This window comes from Proteus faecis (genome assembly GCF_003144395.1).
GTDB lineage: Bacteria > Pseudomonadota > Gammaproteobacteria > Enterobacterales > Enterobacteriaceae > Proteus > Proteus faecis.
Map to the genome: position 1 here is coordinate 97,411 of NZ_PENZ01000030.1, position 17,387 is coordinate 114,797.

A 17,387-nucleotide genomic window follows, 5' to 3' on the forward strand; every position below is an offset into this window, starting at 1 on the left:
GTATTTTTTTATTATTGGAAAAGTAATGCGTTTATTTATTAATCTTGGGTTATTACTCTGCCCATTATTTTGGCTCAATTTTGCTATTGCTACCACGCCTGTTGATCGTGTTATTACGCTATCGCCTTCAGCCACTGAAATGGCTTATGCTGCGGGTATGGGTAATAATATTGTCGGAGTTAGTGCTTACTCTGATTATCCGGAGGCGGCTAAAAGTATTGAACAAGTGGCCAATTGGCAGGGCATTAATATCGAGCGCATTCTATTATTAAAACCTGATTTAATCATTGCATGGCGAGGCGGTAATCCACAACGTTCGTTAGATCAATTAAAAGCCTTGGGTATTCCTATCATTTATTCTGATCCACAAAGTATTGAAGAAATCGCAGACGATCTTATTACTCTTTCCAGTTATAGCCATCATCCTGATATTGCTTTAAAAAATGCCCAACAATTGCGCCAGCAATATCAGGCATTACAGCAACAATATGCATCAAATATATCGCATCACGCCAAGAAAAAAGTATTTATTCAATTTGGGATGCAACCATTATTTACCACATCAAATAGCACATTACAGAGCCATATTACGGAACTTTGCGGTGGAGAGAATATCTTTGCTAACAGCCCGGTGGCATGGCCTCAAGTAAGCCGAGAGCAAGTACTTACAAAGCAACCTGATTTGATTATATTCAGTGGTAAGGCAGAGCAAATACCTACAATAAAAGCATTTTGGCAACCTCAACTCACTGTACCCGTTATTGCCATTGATGAAGACAGTTTTAGCCGACCTGCACCACGTATTATTAATGCAGTACAGCAAATTTGTGAGGCAGTGGCGAAAAGTTAAATTACGTTTTGTTGAAAAACGAGAAAGGATTTAACAATAGGAAATTGAAAGTTTAAGGTTTTATTCTTAGGTTTTATTCTTAGGTGTTGTTCTTAAAAATTTATCTTTAAAAAATCCCACCGACAAAAGTCGTGAGCGAGCAGTGCAACAAAGCAGGTAGCCTGCAGTAAGCGAAGCATACATTAGTATGTGAGTATTACGAGCACAGCTCTAACGCCGTGGCATGCTACACAGCCACGACGCCAAAGAAAAATCAGATACTAAAAGAAGAACCACAACCACACGTACTCTTAGCATTAGGATTCGTCACAATAAAACGCGACCCTTCCAATCCTTCGGTATAATCCACACAACCGCCCACTAAATACTGCAAGCTCATTGGATCAACCACTAAAGCAACGCCTTGTTTTTCTATGGTCATATCACCTTCATTCATTGCATCATCAAAGGTAAAACCATACTGGAATCCGCTACAACCGCCACCCGTGATATAAACACGTAAACGCAGATTTGGATTTTCTTCATCTGCAATCAGATCTTTTACTTTATTTGCAGCCGCGTCAGTAAATTGTAACGGCAGAGCCATATCATCACTCATTGTTCACTCCAGACTGGGTATTCCAGCAAAAAAACAGCCAGCAAAAAATTTATATTTCTTGCTGATATAATGTGATGATTATCTAATACCTGCTCATAACCTTCAAGTTTGTTGTGGACAAAATACACTTTTTGCTACCTATCACTTTTTACGATAAACCACGTACCCACAATAACAGTGAGAAATCAAAATCTTGTTGCCGTAATTTGGCTTCATCTGCGTGGTGCTTTAGAATACGCCTTAATCTTACGCTCACCCATCATTAGGAGTCTGACATGAGCAAGTCTGAAACGCTTTATAATCTCGCACAACAAGTGATCCCTGGCGGTGTCAACTCACCTGTTAGAGCATTTAACGGTGTAGGTGGAACCCCTCTTTTTATTGAACGTGCTAATGGTGCGTATATTTATGATGCCGATGGACGTGCTTACCTTGACTATGTTGGCTCATGGGGACCAATGGTTCTAGGTCATAATCACCCTGCTATTCGTGATGCTGTTACTGATGCGGTACAAAAAGGATTAAGTTTTGGTGCACCAACAGCAGCTGAAGTTGAAATGGCTAACCTCGTTACCGAACTAGTACCTTCAATGGATATGGTTCGTATGGTGAACTCAGGCACAGAAGCAACAATGAGCGCGATCCGCCTTGCTCGTGGTTATACTGGCCGTGACAAAATCATTAAATTCGAAGGTTGCTACCACGGTCATGCAGATTGCTTATTAGTAAAAGCAGGTTCTGGTGCATTAACTATGGGCCAACCTAATTCACCGGGCGTACCCGCTGATTTTGTCAAACACACTTTAACTTGCACTTACAACGATTTAAATTCTGTACGCCAAGCCTTTGAAAACTACCCAGAAGAAGTCGCTTGTATCATTGTTGAACCAGTTGCGGGCAATATGAACTGCGTACCCCCTAAAGCAGACTTCTTACCCGGTTTACGTGCATTATGTGATGAGTTTGGTGCTTTACTGATCATTGATGAAGTAATGACAGGCTTTCGTGTAGCATTAGGTGGAGCACAAGCTTATTACGACGTTGATCCTGACTTAACCTGCCTCGGTAAAATCATCGGTGGCGGTATGCCGGTTGGTGCATTTGGTGGGCATATGGAAGTGATGTCTAAACTGGCACCTATTGGCCCTGTTTATCAAGCGGGAACCTTATCAGGCAATCCAATTGCAATGGCAGCAGGTTTAGCGTGTTTACACGAAGTATCACAACCGGGTGTTCATCAGACATTAGATGAGCTAACAACTATGCTCGCTGAGGGTTTACTGGAAAAGGCGCAACAAGCAGGCATTCCAATGGTTATCAACCATGTTGGAGGTATGTTTGGTCTGTTCTTTACAGATGCAAAAGAAGTGACTTGCTATCAAGATGTAATGAATTGTGATGTTGAGCGCTTTAAGCAATTCTTCCACTTAATGTTAGAAAAACGCATCTACCTTGCTCCTTCTGCATTTGAAGCAGGCTTTATGTCTATCGCACATACCAAAGAAGATATTCAACGCACTATTGATGCCGCGGAATATGCATTTGGAAAAATGAAACGCTAATACCTATCTATTTTGACAAAAAACAAACGGCACTGACGTGCCGTTTTTATTTTAGCTAATCTACGTGATCACTTACTCAGAAAACAGATCTTGTAACCACTTTGGTGCGCCACTTTCATCGGTATCTTGCTGAACAGGTGTGCACAATCCATCTGGATTGGCTGTCCATACAGGTAAAGTACGAACACCACCGCCATAACAAGCAAAGTTCCCTTGAGCATCAACAGACATCTCTGCGATATCTTCTGGTGCTGGTGGATTTAGTTTCAGCGGTGCCTGATTCTCTAAATAGTTACGATACAGCAACAATGCCCCTGTTGACCCCGTTAAATTCGTTGGGCCATTATTATCGCGCCCCATCCATGAGATCGTCACTTCCTTACCATCAATCCCTGCAAACCAACTATCGCGGAGATCGTTTGTCGTACCCGTTTTACCAGCAAGATTGTAATTACCAAATTTTGGTTTTAATACACGCCATGCTGTCCCTGAATTCACGACTTGTTGCATACCAAACAACGTCATATAAGCCGCTTGAGGTGAAACCGTCGTTTCCGCTTGAGGATAACTTTGGTAAAGCACGGTACCATTTTGAGCAATAACAGAACGCAATGATGATAGTTTTGCTCGATTACCTAAACTACCAATTGTTTGGAAGGTTTGAGCGACTTCCATTGGTGTTAAGTTTAATGCGCCTAATAGCATCGCTGGCACTTTTTCCAGATTTTCTGCGGGTGCACCTAAGTTAATCCAAGTTTGGATCACGCGATCTAACCCGACTTCTAAACCAAGATTTACAGTCGGTATATTGCGTGAAGTCGCTAATGCATCCACCAACATTAATTTACCTTTATAACCACGATCATAGTTACGAGGTTGCCAAGGTTTGCCTCCTGGAATAGGCACAGATATTGGCTCATCAGCAAGCCATGTATTTAAACGAAAACGCTCAGGTTCACTTAATGCCGTTAAGTAGGTCGCAGGTTTTGCCAAAGAGCCAATAGAGCGACGAGCCGATAATGCACGGTTAAAGCCCGCATATTGTGGTTGAGAGCCACCCACTAATGCTCTCACCTCACCACTTAAGCGATCCACAACAACCATCGCCCCTTCAAGATCGTCAATCTTACGCACTTTACGTATATCGGCAACGCCCACTTCAACTGCTTTTTCAGCGGCATCTTGCGAGACCGGATCTAATGTAGTGAAAATTTTTGTACCCGATAAATCTTTTACTTTATCGCCTAGGGTTGTTTGTAACTCTTGACGAACCAATTGCATAAATGCCGGTTGAGGCGTTAACGCTTCACTACGTGGTTTCACACCTAAAGGACGAGCACTCAGCACATTGTAAAGCTCTTGGTCGATTATCTCTTGGGTTTGCAGCAGTTTTAATACCACATTACGACGCTCTAACGCAGATTTTGGGTTACGCCATGGGTTATAAGCAGACGCACCTTTAACCATACCCACTAAAAGAGCTTGCTGATCAAGGCTTAATTCATCAACGGGACGACCAAAATAGTAAAGGCTAGCTAAAGGGAAGCCTCGAATTTGTTCATCACCACTTTGCCCTAAAAAAACCTCATTAAGATACAGTTCTAAAATACGATCTTTGCTATAACTCGCATCCATAATGATCGCCATATAGGCTTCATTAAGCTTTCTTTTTAACGTTCTTTCGTTAGTCAAAAATAGGTTTTTCACTAACTGTTGCGTTAAGGTACTCCCGCCTTGAACCGCTTTACCTGCGCTAAAGTTTGCTAATACTGCGCGTCCAATCGAATAAAGGCTAATGCCATCATGCTCATAAAAACGGCGATCTTCTGTTGCAATTAGCGTATCCACTAATAATTGTGGAAATTTATCTCTTGCTAAGAATAAGCGTTGTTCACCATTTGCAGATTGCATCATGGTAATTAACTTAGGATCAAGACGGAAAAAACCAAACTGCCGTTGATTATCCATGTTAGTAATACTAACCAATGAATTCTGCTCAAAGGCTAATTTAGCTAAAATTTGCTCTTCACGACCATCAGGAAAATCGAAAGGTCGGCGCAACATCTCAATCGTGTTGCCTCTTACCACAAATTCGCCAGGACGAGTGATTTTGTTAACATTGCGGTATTGCATACCCTCGAGTAAGCTCACCATCTCTTTTTGGCTATAATTCATGCCCGGCTCTAAGTTAACTGTACGTCCGTAAACCGCAGCGGGTAATTCCCAAACATTGCCATCAAGGCGCTCTTTGATTTGAGAATGTAAATAAACCCCATAAATCCCCATTAAAACCGCAACCACAATGGCGATTTTGACAAATAACCAAAACCAAGAACGACCTCTTTTGGTTTGTTTCACTGGTCTTTTCTTTCTACTCATGAACGGTATCTCTCATTAAAACCCCTTTATCACGGGATAAAGAAGCCTAACATTGTCGCTATTTTTCTGTGTGATCCCACAAGAAAGCTCTCAAATAGGGATAATCTACGATAAAAACTTAAATTAACTTATTGGCTATATTTTTTTACTCGTCGAGTCGGTGCCGTATTCGCCGGATCATCAGGCCATAAATGCTTGGGATAACGTCCTTTCATCTCTTTTTGCACTTCTTTATAACTTCCTGCCCAAAATGTCGCCAAATCGTGTGTTTTTTGGATAGGACGATGGGCTGGTGACAATAATTCCATGACGACAGGCAATTGACCATTCGCAATAATAGGGCTTTGTTGTTCGCCATAAACTTCTTGAATACGAATAGCAATCACCGGAGGTGACTCCAAATCATAAGTAATCATCACTTTTGTTCCTGTTGGCGCCAAATAATGCGTCGGAAATAAGCGTTGAAGCAACTGATTTTCATGCCAAGTTAATTGATTTTTAATAATTGTATTAATATCAATTTGTTGTAATGCTTTTAATGTCTGAATTTCCCCTAGTTCAGGTAAAAGCCATGTTTCTAAATTTTCAAGTAACACTGTTTCTGCTAAATCAGGTAATAAGGCTTCTGGACACCATTTTTTCGCTAAAGCAAGTCGTATAAAAAGCTGTTGAGTCTCTTCACTCAGCGCTAAAGCCTTTAAACCGTTATCTCTCAGCCAATTCAATAATGCTTGTTGCATTTGTTGCTTATTTGGTTTGTCTAGTTGTCGCTGACTTAAAGTTAATCGCCCTAATTGACGCTGTTGCCATGCAACCAATGTGCCTCGTTTTTCATCCCATTCAACTGTGGTATTATTTTCAATAAGCTCAGGAAAGATAGCTGATATTTCATCGATATCAATGGGTAGCGCTAATAAAATGCGCACATCGGCATAATGTACATTTTGTAGTAATAACGGCGCTAAGATCCACTGAGTATTACTCATAGCGTGCGCATCATCCATCATGGCACCTTGCCCATTTGCCAAACGAAAACGTCCTTGATTATCACGATTTTTAGCAATCCTATCAGGAAATCCAACCGCTAATAGTACACCTAACAATTCAGGACAAAACGTCCCTTTCCGATGTTGAGAAAGCTGTTTTTCACGTCGTGTCCAGAACATGTTTTTCTGCTGAGAAACCCATTCTAGATTAATTTCCTGTCCTCGTGGAGGCTCTTCTAAGATTGCACATAAACGTGCAGCTGTCGCAAGGTGATTGTCACTTAGCTCACTCGCATAATCCAAAATCGCCGCTAATCGAGGTTCAATCCCCCATTGCGCCATGCGTGTTCCCCGATGTGTTAATCCACCTTGTTTATTTATCGCACCTAAACGATACAGTAAATCTTTAGCTGCATATAATGCTTGTGGGGTTGGTGTATCCAACCAACTCAACTGATTAATGTCACGACATCCCCACTGCAAGACGGAAAGCCATAACGACGATAAGTCACTACTTAAAATTTCAGGTATTTGGTGAGAAGCAACACGCTCTGCCTGCTCTTGGCTGATTAAATGCCAGCAAATACCTGCCTCAAGACGCCCAGCTCGCCCAGCTCGTTGTGTTTGTGACGATTGGCTAATCCTTTGACGCAATAAGCTAGTGACACCACTTTTCAAATCAAATTGAGCGCGTTTTTCAATGGCACTATCTAGGACTAAACGGATCCCTTCAATAGTCAGACTGGTTTCTGCAATATTGGTAGCAAGTACGATCTTTCGATAACCTTTTTCTGTTGGCTCAATCGCTTTTTGTTGTTCCGCTAATGAAAGAGCACCATAAAGTGGGAAGAGTAAAATATTGTCATCCACTTTATCCTTTAGAATATCTGCAACGCGTACTATTTCTGCACTTCCCGGCAAGAATATCAGCATAGAGCCGGTTTCTTGCGCCAATAATCGCAACGCCATTGTGGCAATTTCTTGTTCGAAGGGTTGATACGAATTGATAGGAAAATAGGCTCTTTCAACGGGATAACTACGCCCTTGCGCACTGATCATAGGGGCATCAGGTAGTAGTGAGGTAATTTTTTGATTATCTAAGGTCGCGGACATAATCAAAACACGCAAATCATCACGTAATCCCATCTGTACATCGAGCAATAGCGCTAGTGCTAAATCCGCTTGTAAACTACGTTCATGAAATTCATCTAAAATCACAAGGCTTACGCCAGTCAACTCCGGATCTTGCTGTAACATCCGGTTTAATACGCCTTCTGTTACTACTTCAAGTCGAGTTTTTGAGCTAACTTTGCTTTCCGCTTTCATACGATAACCTACCGTATTTCCAACTTCTTCATTTAGCTGATTTGCTAAACGGTAAGCAATACTTTTAGCGGCTACTCTCCTTGGCTCTAATAAAATTATTTTTCCATCAAAACAATTTTGCTCCAGCAAATAGAGGGGTAACGCCGTGGATTTACCGGCACCTGTAGGTGCATGAAGCAAAACTTGTGGGGATTGTTTTAACGCAGTAACGATTTTTTCTGTTACATCAAAGATTGGCAATAAATGCACACGGGCTCCATGGCTCATTAACTTTCTTGACTAGGCATTGTAGCATTAGCGCTTTATTAAAGGTCATACTTTCATCGGAGTGATCATGAAATTTGAGCAACCGCTACAATCTGCCACTTTACTAAAACGATATAAGCGTTTTTTAGCAGACGTTGTTACCCCTAATGGGGAAGAATTCACGCTTCATTGTGCCAACACAGGTGCAATGACGGGATGTGCAACACCGGGTGATACCGTTTGGTACTCCACCTCTTTGAATGCAAAAAGAAAATATCCACACAGCTGGGAACTGACTCAAACTCAAACCGATGATTGGATTTGTGTAAATACCTTAAGAGCGAATGGGATAATTGCTGATGCGATTGAGGCAGGTGACATTCCAGAATTATCCGAGTATGACGAGATAAAACGAGAAGTGAAATACGGTAGTGAGAATAGCCGTATTGATATTTTACTTAAATCAAATCATAAAGTTGACTGTTATATTGAAGTGAAGTCAGTCACCTTACTCGACAACGGTATGGGTTATTTCCCTGATGCAAAAACAGAACGTGGTCAGAAACATCTTCGAGAGTTGACCGCTATCGCAAAATTGGGTTTAAGGGCTGTCTTATTCTACGCAGTTCCCCATACTGGAATTATGGAAGTGACTGTTGCTAAAGAGATTGATCCTAACTATGCTTCACTGCTAAAAGAAGCATGTGATGCGGGGGTTGAAATCTTGTGTTATCGCATCAATATTAGTGAATACAATTTAACAATCGGACAGCAATTACCTTTTATTTCAAATGGTTAATTGAAATTCATGGTGTTAGTTAATCATTTTTTAACTAAAAAGGGATATTTACTTGCGTGCCTTCACACCATGAGAAAACTTATTAAAGGAATAATTGCTATCCTCGCGGGCATCTGCTATTTATAGCGCCCTATTTTTTCCCCTTCCTATTTTTAAGGTGGGGATTATTCAGAAATGCGTATGTAGGAGAAGCATTATGCAAGAAGGGCAAAAGCGTAAAACATCGTCCATGAGCATTCTCGCTATTGCTGGCGTTGAGCCATATCAGGAAAAAGCGGGCGAAGAGTACATGAACGAAGCCCAATTAGCGCATTTTAAGCTAATACTTGAATCTTGGCGCAATCAGCTCAGGGATGAAGTCAACCGCACCGTTACTCATATGCAAGATGAGGCGGCAAACTTCCCTGATCCCGTTGACCGAGCTGCACAAGAAGAAGAATTCAGTCTTGAGCTGCGTAACCGTGATCGTGAACGTAAACTCATTAAGAAAATCGAGAAAACACTGAAGAAAGTCGAAGATGATGACTTTGGTTTCTGTGAATCTTGTGGAGTTGAAATCGGCATTCGCCGTTTAGAAGCTCGTCCTACAGCCGATTTATGCATCGACTGTAAAACATTAGCTGAAATCCGTGAAAAGCAGATGGCTGGCTAATAATGAGCAGACGCCTCAACCTAATACGTTGAGGCGTTAATCTGAATCTTTCGATGCACGAGATTACAGACTATATTGGGCGCTTTGCGCCATCACCAACGGGTCAACTTCATTTTGGCTCATTGGTTACTGCACTTGGCAGTTATCTTCAAGCTCGTGCACACCACGGGCGTTGGCTTCTGCGCATCGATGATATCGACCCTCTTAGAGAACCTCCCGGCACTGCATTCCAAATTATTCGCACATTAGAACATTATGGTTTGTTTTGGGATGAAGAGATCCTCTATCAATCGCAACGCCATGATGCTTACCGTGAAATTTTACACACCCTTTGGAAAGAAGGTGTTTGCTACCACTGTCATTGTAGCCGTCATCGTTTACATGACTTAGGGGGAGTGTATGATAACCACTGCCGTCATCGCGAGCCACTAACGAATAATGTTACACCTTTCGATAAAGAGAGTGCATGGAGATTGATCCAACAGCATCCCGTTTATCATTTTGAAGATGTCATTCAAGGTACATATTATTCAAAAAGTACGTCTATCGTATTAGAAGATATGATTATTCACAGAAAAGGTAACTTATTTGCGTATAATCTAGTAACAGTGATTGATGATAATTATCAGGGTGTAACCGAAGTTGTTAGAGGTGCCGATCTACTTGATCCCACGCTGCGACAAATCAGTTTACATAAACAACTGAATTTACCTATCCCACGTTATGCTCATTTACCTTTAGTAATAAATCATGACGGTAATAAATTATCAAAACAAAATCACGCGCATGCGTTACCAGATACTGATCCAAGACCTGTCATTATCGATGCTTTACGGTTTCTTAATCAGCCCATTATTGCAGGTTGGCAAGATTATTCGTTAACATCATTGCTAGAGATTGCGATAGCACAGTGGTCACCTTCTGAGATTTTAAAACAAAATCATCAGCAACAAAGGTATGAATAAACCACACAAAGCATTCTCAAAAAATGTTCAGTAGGCTATGATTAGCCGCTTAATTTTTTAATTATTAGAATTTATTATTCGAGGTGTCATATTTTTAATCGAGTAGCACATTTCTGCCGTAATCTGCTAGGGCGACAAACACCGTCATCAGACACACAACCGGTAGCAAGTGAAAGGCCAGTCACTGCATCTGACCGACCAATACAAGAAACACAGAAACCTGTGCGTCGGCGTCCTGCTATATCCGCAGACCGTCCCCGTAAGAAAAAGAGTAATAAAGAAAAGGCGAACGGGAGTGATTTGCCAATGACTGTGATCCCAAGAGATCAACACCCAATTTCACGTAAAGACATCAGTGATAATGCATTAAAAGTGCTTTATCGACTAAATAACTCTGGTTTTCAGGCTTATTTAGTGGGAGGTGGTGTCCGTGACTTATTACTGGGAAAAAAACCAAAAGATTTTGATATTGCCACTAATGCAACACCTGAAGATGTACGTCGATTATTCCGTAACAGCCGTTTAGTCGGTCGTCGTTTTCGTCTTGCTCATATTATGTTTGGCCCTGAAGTGATTGAAGTTGCGACTTTCCGTGGTTCTCATGAAGATCATGAAGTTTCAGACAACAACCAATCCCAGCAAGCACAAAGTGGCATGTTACTGCGTGACAATATTTTTGGTTCAATTGAAGAAGATGCCATTCGCCGTGACTTTACATTAAACAGTCTCTATTACGGCGTTGATGATTTTGCTGTACGTGATTACGTTGGCGGTTTAGCGGATCTGAAAGCAGGTATTATTCGTTTAATAGGCGATCCTGAAACGCGTTATCGCGAAGACCCTGTCAGAATGCTTAGAGCAATTCGCTTTGCTAGTAAATTGGATATGCAAATTGCGCCAGAAACTGCAGAGCCTATTAGCCGATTAGCTCCTTTATTACGTAATATTCCATCGGCTCGTCTTTTTGAAGAGTCGCTAAAATTATTACAAACAGGGCAAGGCTACAAAACTTACAAGTTAATGTGCCGTCATCAATTACTTGAACCACTGTTTCCGCTAATTGCGTCTAAAATGACAGAGCAACATGATACGCCAATGGAGAGAATGATAGATCAAATTCTCAAAAATACAGACTACCGCATCAATAAAGAGATGCGAGTCAATCCGGCGTTCTTATTTGCGGCAATGCTGTGGTATCCATTAATTGAACATGCCGAAAAATTAGTCCAAGAAAGTGGTCTTTCTTACTATGACTCTTTCTCTATGGCAATGAACGATATTTTAGATGAGCAATGCCGTACTATTGCGATCCCAAAACGCATTACCACAACCATGCGTGATATCTGGCAATTACAGCAACGTTTACCTAAACGCCAAGGCCGTCGTGCAAATAAATTACTTGAGCACCCTAAATTCCGTGCAGCGTTCGATTTACTGGAATTACGAGCCAACGTACAACGCAATCCAGAGCTTGAAGCGTTAGCAAGTTGGTGGGCTGATTTCCAAGAGTCTAACAATACACAACAGCGCTCAATGGTGTCTGAATTAGGTCAAGCGCCGGTTCGCAGACGTCCACGTCCACGTAAACGCCCTCGTCATCCAAGTGCAAAACCAGCATCCAGACAAGAGAGTACCAATGAATAAACAAAAAAAACGTGTTTATATCATTTTGGGAAGTAATTTGAATTCACCTGAAAACCAGGTGAATTCAGCGATTAAAGCAATTAGTGAGATCCCACAAACAACATTAATTGCACAATCATCTTGGTATCGTACTCGCCCGATGGGACCACAAGATCAGCCTGATTATCTTAATGTCGCGGTTGCGGTTGATACAACATTAGCACCAGAAGAGCTACTTAATAACACGCAGGCTATTGAATTAGCACAAGGTCGCGTTAGAAAAGAAGGCAATCGTTGGGGACCAAGAACGCTTGATCTTGATATTATGTTATTTGGTAATGACGTGATCCAAACCGAGCGATTAACCGTACCTCATTACGGGCTTAAAGTGCGTGAATTTATGCTTTATCCTTTAGCAGAATTAGCCCCTGACCTTCGTTTTCCTGATGGTGAGTTATTAGCAGATAGATTGGCGTTAGTGCCTAAAAATGGCATGGAAAAGTGGTAATTTCACACTAATACGTTCTTAATGCTAAAGGTTGATACTGTAAAAAATAGACACAGTATCAGCCTATCTCTTCTCTTTAGCTTTCCCTCGATTTTTCAAACTTAACTCTCCTTCTCAATTTTTAAACTCTTTTGTATTTATTTTTTACATATAACAAACTGATAAATATAAACAAAAATTATCATTTGTTATTTTTTATTACTCATTTAACTACTTTTTCTTCGTTTTTAGCCCTTAGATGCTACAATCGAAAGCGGCTTTATTTTGATAATCTAATATTTTCTTTAATAAACAAATAATTATGTGAAGTAATTAATTTTATCTACACACCAAAAACAACACTGATGGAGTTTTTTACAATGAAACCCACTACGCTTTCAACGCTGAACCGCTATAAGCAAGAAAAGAAAAAATTTGCCACACTCACTGCTTATGATGCAAGTTTTGCTCGCCTTTTTGCACAAGAAGGTATTCAAGCCATGTTGATTGGTGATTCCTTAGGAATGACACTACAAGGTCATAACAGCACCTTACCCGTTACTGTTGAGCAAATTGCCTATCACACCCGATGCGTAAGAGCCGGTGCGCCTAATGCCTTCTTAATTGCAGATATGCCCTTTATGTCTTATTCAACACCTGAACAAGCTTGCCTTAATGCCGGCATTTTAATGCAAGCAGGGGCTAATATGGTAAAGATTGAAGGGGGTAGCTGGTTAATACCGACAGTAAAAATGCTCACCGAACGTGCTGTTCCGGTCTGTATTCATTTAGGATTAACACCACAATCCGTGAATGTGTTTGGTGGTTATAAAGTTCAAGGCAGAGAACTAGCAGCCGCAGAACAATTAAAACAAGATGCCATGTCACTTGAAAGTGCAGGTGCCCAACTGGCTGTTTTAGAATGTGTTCCCGTTACTCTAGCTAAGGCAATTACAGATGTATTGACCATGCCGGTTATTGGCATTGGTGCGGGAAATGTTACTGATGGCCAAATTCTCGTTATGCATGATTTATTAGGATTAACGCCACAGCCTCCAAAATTCTCTAAAAACTTCTTGCAAGAAGCAGGCTCTTTGCAAGGCGCCGTTAGCCTGTATGTTCAGCAAGTAGAGCAAGGCCTATTTCCACAAGAACAACATACATTTAACTGATTTATTATCTTAATTTATAAACATCGTTTAAAGGAGTCACGCCATGCTAATTATTGAAACTACGCTTATCTTACGCAGAGAAATCAAGCGATTAAAACAAGAAGGTAAACGCATTGCATTGGTTCCAACTATGGGTAATCTTCATGAAGGTCATCTGAAACTCATTGAAGAAGCCCGTATTCACGCGGATGTCGTGATAACGTCTATCTTTGTTAATCCACTTCAGTTTGATAGAGAAGCAGATTTAGCAAACTACCCTCGTACTTTACAAGAAGATTGCGAGTTACTGCGTGATAAACATGTCGATATTATCTTTGCACCTTCAGCGAAAGAGATGTATCCACACGGAATGGAAAACCAAACCACTGTTGATGTGCCTGTATTGTCTACAGTATTAGAAGGTGCAAGTCGTCCAGGTCATTTCCGTGGCGTCACAACAGTTGTCAGTAAACTTTTTAATCTTGTACAACCTGATGTCGCGATGTTTGGTGAAAAAGACTTCCAACAACTGCAAATTATCCAAAAAATGGTAAACGATTTATGTATGGATATCAGCATCGTTCCTGTTGCTATCGTACGTGACAAAAATGGTTTAGCACTCAGTTCGCGCAATCGTCTATTATCTGATAATGAAAAACAGCAAGCTCCTGCACTTTACCAAGCAATGCAAGAAATCGCAGAACAATTAAAGTCGGGGGATCATGATGTTAATCATCTACTGCAAAATGCAAAAAACACTTTAGAACAAAAAGGTTTTCGTGCAGATGAATGCTTTATTTGTGACGCAGATACACTCACACCATTAAATGAAGAGAGTCGTCGAGCTGTGATTTTAATGGCTGCATGGCTGGGTAACACTCGTCTTATTGATAACCAACAAGTTAACCTTGTTTAATCTTCATTATTAGAAAAATAGGAAACACAACTATGCTACGCACTATGTTACAAGGCAAACTTCATCGCGTAAAAGTCACACAAGCAGATCTTCATTATGAAGGCTCTTGCGCGATTGATCAGGATTTTATGGATGCGGCAGGCATTCTTGAAAATGAAGCGATCGATATTTATAACGTAGATAATGGAGAACGCTTTTCAACTTACGCCATTTGTGCGGAAAGAGGTTCACGAATTATTTCAGTTAATGGTGCGGCTGCACGTAAAGCTGCGGTTGGCGATCGCTTAATTATTTGCTCTTATGTCCAAATTCCTGATAGTGATGCGCGTAGCCATAAACCCAATATCGCCTATTTTGAAGACAACAATGAAATGAAGCGCATAGCCAAAGCCGTACCAGTTCAAGTTGCTTAATCAATAAAATATTGCATCTTCCCATAGGCAGAAGCGCCCTGCTTATGGGAATAATTCACAAGAACAATAAATAATCCATTATTATTTGCTTGTCACGATTCACCTTGATAGAAACGAGATATAAGGTTTAAAACCGAGTTTCTTCTCCATTTTTCCTCGCTTATCTTTCTGTAGCTTGTTATAAATCATATAAGTATTGTCTGACTACTCCCTGACTAATAAAAAATTATGATAAAAGTTGCTTTAGTAGATGATCACATTGTTGTGCGTTCTGGTTTTGCACAACTCCTAATGCTAGAACCCGATATTCACATCGTGGGTGAATATTCTAATGGGCAAGAAGCATGGCCTTATTTAGCACATGACGATATTGATGTTGCCGTGATGGATCTCTCAATGCCCGGCGAAAGTGGTCTACAACTACAAAGTCGTTTAAAACAAAAACGTCCTGATTTTCGCACGATCATTTTAAGTATTTACGATACCCCTGCCTTTGTTCAAAGCGCACTTGATTCAGGCGCTCGCGGTTATTTAACCAAACGTTGTGGCCCTGAAGAATTAGTGCAAGCCGTGCGCGCTGTACATCAAGGTGGCTGTTATCTTTGTTCTGATGCGATGAAAGCATTGCGACAAACACCCGAAAAAGAAGATGCACTCCATGCTTTAACCCCCCGAGAAAGAGAGATTTTTAATCTTTTAGTTCAAGGTGTGAACGTCAAAACAATCGCTGTGCAACTTAATCTTAGCCATAAAACCGTACACGTTCATCGCGCTAATGTACTAGGCAAATTAAGCTGTGAAACGACCATCGATTTAGTTCATTTCGCCTTAAAAAATCAGTTGATCACAGGATCGCTGTAACATGAAAAGGGGACTGCGTTTTCTTCTTCAATCCCTCTTTTTATTACTCACCTATTCTTTACTTTGGCTATCACTTTGGGTGATTGGCTTCTATTTAAGTAAAAATGGACAACAAGCGGCTCTTTTCTTACCTCAAGGTCTCCGATTAGCCCTAATCATTTTACTCTGGCGCCGTTTTTGGCTACCGATGTTATTTGCAGAATGGGGGCTTTATTACTGGTTAGCACAAGAGCAATTAATTACCCACGCCATCATTTATCTCTCACCAATACTCAGCCTTGTTGTTGCGCTAGAAGTTCAGCGTATTTGGTGGCGATACCCTCTTTACTGGCAACGCTTAACCCTATTAATTGGTGCTGTAGGCTTTAATAGCCTGCTACAAGCCTTTATTCTCAGTTTCTTTATTAATACCACCAGCGGGATTTTCCTCACATCTGTAACCGGAGGCATATTACTCGCACCTTTTGTCTTTTTACTTTATGAATATCTTCGTGAATTACAAAGTCGCGCCTTAGTTTCTGATGGTACTCCCGATCCTCCGCTAAGAACCTCCTTGCTAATGTGGGGATTTCTATTTTGTCTTATCGGATTAAGTGCTCAGTTTTTCTTAACACCCGAAATAGAACGTTTATTAGTTATCCTTGTTTTTATTCCTAATGTCTTTATGGCTTATCGTTATGGTTGGCAAGGTGGCGTATTATCCGCACTATTAGGCAGTTTAATTATTACTTTTGCTCGCCAAGTTAATGGCGCATTTAATGATTTGCGTGAGTTAGAAATGTTCTTAACCACACAAGCTATTATCGGTATTGGTTTAGGGATTGCGATTAGTCGCCAACAGCAACTTGCTCATAATTTACGTCATTATCGTTTACGTCTAGAACAAGAATTACAAGCCCGTCGTGAACTAATGGAAAAACTGGTTCATACCGAAGAAGATGTTAAAAAAGCCATTGCTCGCGAATTACATGATGAAATTGGACAAAATATTACAGCGATCCAAATTCAATCAATGCTAATCAAAAGAACCGCAGATAACGACAAAACACGTCAAACCGGAGAGCAAATCGAACGGCTTGCACTACAAATTCATCAATCTACACGTCAACTACTCCGACAATTACGCCCTCCTGTTTTAGAGGAAATGTCGCTTGAGAAAGCCCTTCATCATTTAATCAATGAATTTGCTTTTGATGACAACGGTATTACTTGTAATTTTAATTACTCATTAGATAAAGAGCCTGAAAACGAAACCATTATTTTTACCCTCTATCGTTTAGTACAAGAGCTGTTAAACAATATTAGTAAACATGCTAATGCAACCTATATTGACGTTTCATTAACCCAAAACAAAAACCGTCTACGGCTGATCATTAGTGATAATGGTATTGGTATGCTCCCCACATCATTATCAACACAACAAAGTAGCGGTTTTGGATTACGTGGCATTGAAGAACGCATTCGCGCTTTAGGCGGAGAATGGGAAGTGATAAATCATCACGGTACGAAAATAATTGTTAACTTACCCACAAATTCAAAAGAAAACAATGAAAACTAAGAATAAGTCTTAGTC

Annotated in this window: 14 protein-coding genes and 1 pseudogene; 12 read left to right on the forward strand and 3 right to left on the reverse strand. The window is 40.7% G+C overall.

The window, feature by feature from the left end; all coding sequences use genetic code 11:
* Window positions 1-25 precede the first annotated feature (25 nt).
* Window positions 26-850, forward strand: coding sequence for a vitamin B12 ABC transporter substrate-binding protein BtuF (gene btuF, locus DK858_RS08615; protein WP_109397058.1), 825 nt, complete (start codon window positions 26-28; stop codon window positions 848-850).
* A 253-nt stretch (window positions 851-1,103) separates the two neighbouring features.
* Here btuF and erpA read toward each other — a convergent pair whose 3' ends face one another.
* A complete protein-coding gene (erpA, locus tag DK858_RS08620; RefSeq protein WP_006534944.1) occupies window positions 1,104-1,448 on the reverse strand; it encodes an iron-sulfur cluster insertion protein ErpA in 345 nt (114 codons plus the stop codon).
* 275 nt (window positions 1,449-1,723) lie between these two features.
* Between erpA and hemL the strand changes: the two genes are divergently transcribed.
* A complete protein-coding gene (hemL, locus tag DK858_RS08625; RefSeq protein ID WP_109397059.1) occupies window positions 1,724-3,010 on the forward strand; it encodes a glutamate-1-semialdehyde 2,1-aminomutase in 1,287 nt (428 codons plus the stop codon).
* A gap of 72 nt (window positions 3,011-3,082) precedes the next feature.
* On the opposite strand, the pseudogene mrcB reads toward hemL, so the two are convergent.
* Both mrcB and hrpB read right to left on the reverse strand, forming a co-directional pair.
* Window positions 3,083-5,389 (reverse strand): annotated as a pseudogene (gene mrcB / locus DK858_RS08630) (bifunctional glycosyl transferase/transpeptidase); the annotation flags it as partial.
* A 128-nt stretch (window positions 5,390-5,517) separates the two neighbouring features.
* Window positions 5,518-7,950: an ATP-dependent helicase HrpB gene (hrpB, locus tag DK858_RS08635; protein WP_109397081.1), complete on the reverse strand. Its 2,433-nt coding sequence runs from the start codon at window positions 7,948-7,950 to the stop codon at window positions 5,518-5,520.
* Window positions 7,951-8,035: 85 nt separating this feature from the next.
* Here hrpB and sfsA point away from each other — a divergent pair, with 85 nt between their 5' ends.
* From sfsA to DK858_RS08685, 10 genes are all read left to right on the forward strand, one after another.
* Window positions 8,036-8,746, forward strand: a complete 711-nt coding sequence (gene sfsA / locus DK858_RS08640; protein WP_109397061.1) for a DNA/RNA nuclease SfsA — start codon at window positions 8,036-8,038, stop codon at window positions 8,744-8,746.
* Window positions 8,747-8,942: 196 nt separating this feature from the next.
* A complete protein-coding gene (gene dksA / locus DK858_RS08645) occupies window positions 8,943-9,398 on the forward strand; it encodes an RNA polymerase-binding protein DksA (protein ID WP_023580786.1) in 456 nt (151 codons plus the stop codon).
* Window positions 9,399-9,451: 53 nt separating this feature from the next.
* The gene (gene gluQRS, locus DK858_RS08650; protein ID WP_109397062.1) at window positions 9,452-10,363 is read left to right on the forward strand and encodes a tRNA glutamyl-Q(34) synthetase GluQRS; all 912 of its coding nucleotides are present in this window, start codon (window positions 9,452-9,454) and stop codon (window positions 10,361-10,363) included.
* Window positions 10,364-10,453: 90 nt separating this feature from the next.
* Window positions 10,454-12,007, forward strand: coding sequence for a polynucleotide adenylyltransferase PcnB (gene pcnB, locus DK858_RS08655; protein ID WP_369961646.1), 1,554 nt, complete (start codon window positions 10,454-10,456; stop codon window positions 12,005-12,007).
* Window positions 12,000-12,494, forward strand: coding sequence for a 2-amino-4-hydroxy-6-hydroxymethyldihydropteridine diphosphokinase (gene folK, locus DK858_RS08660; RefSeq protein WP_109397064.1), 495 nt, complete (start codon window positions 12,000-12,002; stop codon window positions 12,492-12,494). The genes pcnB and folK overlap by 8 nt, the downstream gene beginning before the upstream one ends.
* A 359-nt stretch (window positions 12,495-12,853) precedes the next feature.
* Complete coding sequence (gene panB, locus DK858_RS08665) at window positions 12,854-13,645, forward strand: 3-methyl-2-oxobutanoate hydroxymethyltransferase (RefSeq protein WP_109397065.1); 792 nt, start codon at window positions 12,854-12,856, stop codon at window positions 13,643-13,645.
* 43 nt (window positions 13,646-13,688) lie between these two features.
* The gene (gene panC / locus DK858_RS08670) at window positions 13,689-14,540 is read left to right on the forward strand and encodes a pantoate--beta-alanine ligase (RefSeq protein WP_109397066.1); all 852 of its coding nucleotides are present in this window, start codon (window positions 13,689-13,691) and stop codon (window positions 14,538-14,540) included.
* 32 nt (window positions 14,541-14,572) lie between these two features.
* On the forward strand, window positions 14,573-14,953 hold the full coding sequence (gene panD, locus DK858_RS08675) for an aspartate 1-decarboxylase (RefSeq protein ID WP_036932765.1): 381 nt from the start codon (window positions 14,573-14,575) through the stop codon (window positions 14,951-14,953).
* 228 nt (window positions 14,954-15,181) lie between these two features.
* Window positions 15,182-15,814, forward strand: coding sequence for a response regulator transcription factor (locus DK858_RS08680; protein ID WP_109397067.1), 633 nt, complete (start codon window positions 15,182-15,184; stop codon window positions 15,812-15,814).
* Between the two features lies 1 nt (window position 15,815).
* On the forward strand, window positions 15,816-17,372 hold the full coding sequence (locus DK858_RS08685; RefSeq protein WP_109397068.1) for an MASE1 domain-containing sensor histidine kinase: 1,557 nt from the start codon (window positions 15,816-15,818) through the stop codon (window positions 17,370-17,372).
* Window positions 17,373-17,387: the final 15 nt, after the last annotated feature.

Excerpts from the sequence above, each read along its gene's own strand:
- hemL (WP_109397059.1), top strand. The coding sequence starts at position 1,724 with ATGAGCAAGTCTGAAACGCTTTATAATCTCGCACAACAAGTGATCCCT.
- panD (WP_036932765.1), top strand. The coding sequence starts at position 14,573 with ATGCTACGCACTATGTTACAAGGCAAACTTCATCGCGTAAAAGTCACA.
- btuF (WP_109397058.1), top strand. The coding sequence starts at position 26 with ATGCGTTTATTTATTAATCTTGGGTTATTACTCTGCCCATTATTTTGG.
- folK (WP_109397064.1), top strand. The coding sequence starts at position 12,000 with ATGAATAAACAAAAAAAACGTGTTTATATCATTTTGGGAAGTAATTTG.
- DK858_RS08685 (WP_109397068.1), top strand. The coding sequence starts at position 15,816 with ATGAAAAGGGGACTGCGTTTTCTTCTTCAATCCCTCTTTTTATTACTC.
- gluQRS (WP_109397062.1), top strand. The coding sequence starts at position 9,452 with ATGCACGAGATTACAGACTATATTGGGCGCTTTGCGCCATCACCAACG.
- panB (WP_109397065.1), top strand. The coding sequence starts at position 12,854 with ATGAAACCCACTACGCTTTCAACGCTGAACCGCTATAAGCAAGAAAAG.
- sfsA (WP_109397061.1), top strand. The coding sequence starts at position 8,036 with ATGAAATTTGAGCAACCGCTACAATCTGCCACTTTACTAAAACGATAT.
- DK858_RS08680 (WP_109397067.1), top strand. The coding sequence starts at position 15,182 with ATGATAAAAGTTGCTTTAGTAGATGATCACATTGTTGTGCGTTCTGGT.
- erpA (WP_006534944.1), bottom strand. The coding sequence starts at position 1,448 with ATGAGTGATGATATGGCTCTGCCGTTACAATTTACTGACGCGGCTGCA.
- dksA (WP_023580786.1), top strand. The coding sequence starts at position 8,943 with ATGCAAGAAGGGCAAAAGCGTAAAACATCGTCCATGAGCATTCTCGCT.
- panC (WP_109397066.1), top strand. The coding sequence starts at position 13,689 with ATGCTAATTATTGAAACTACGCTTATCTTACGCAGAGAAATCAAGCGA.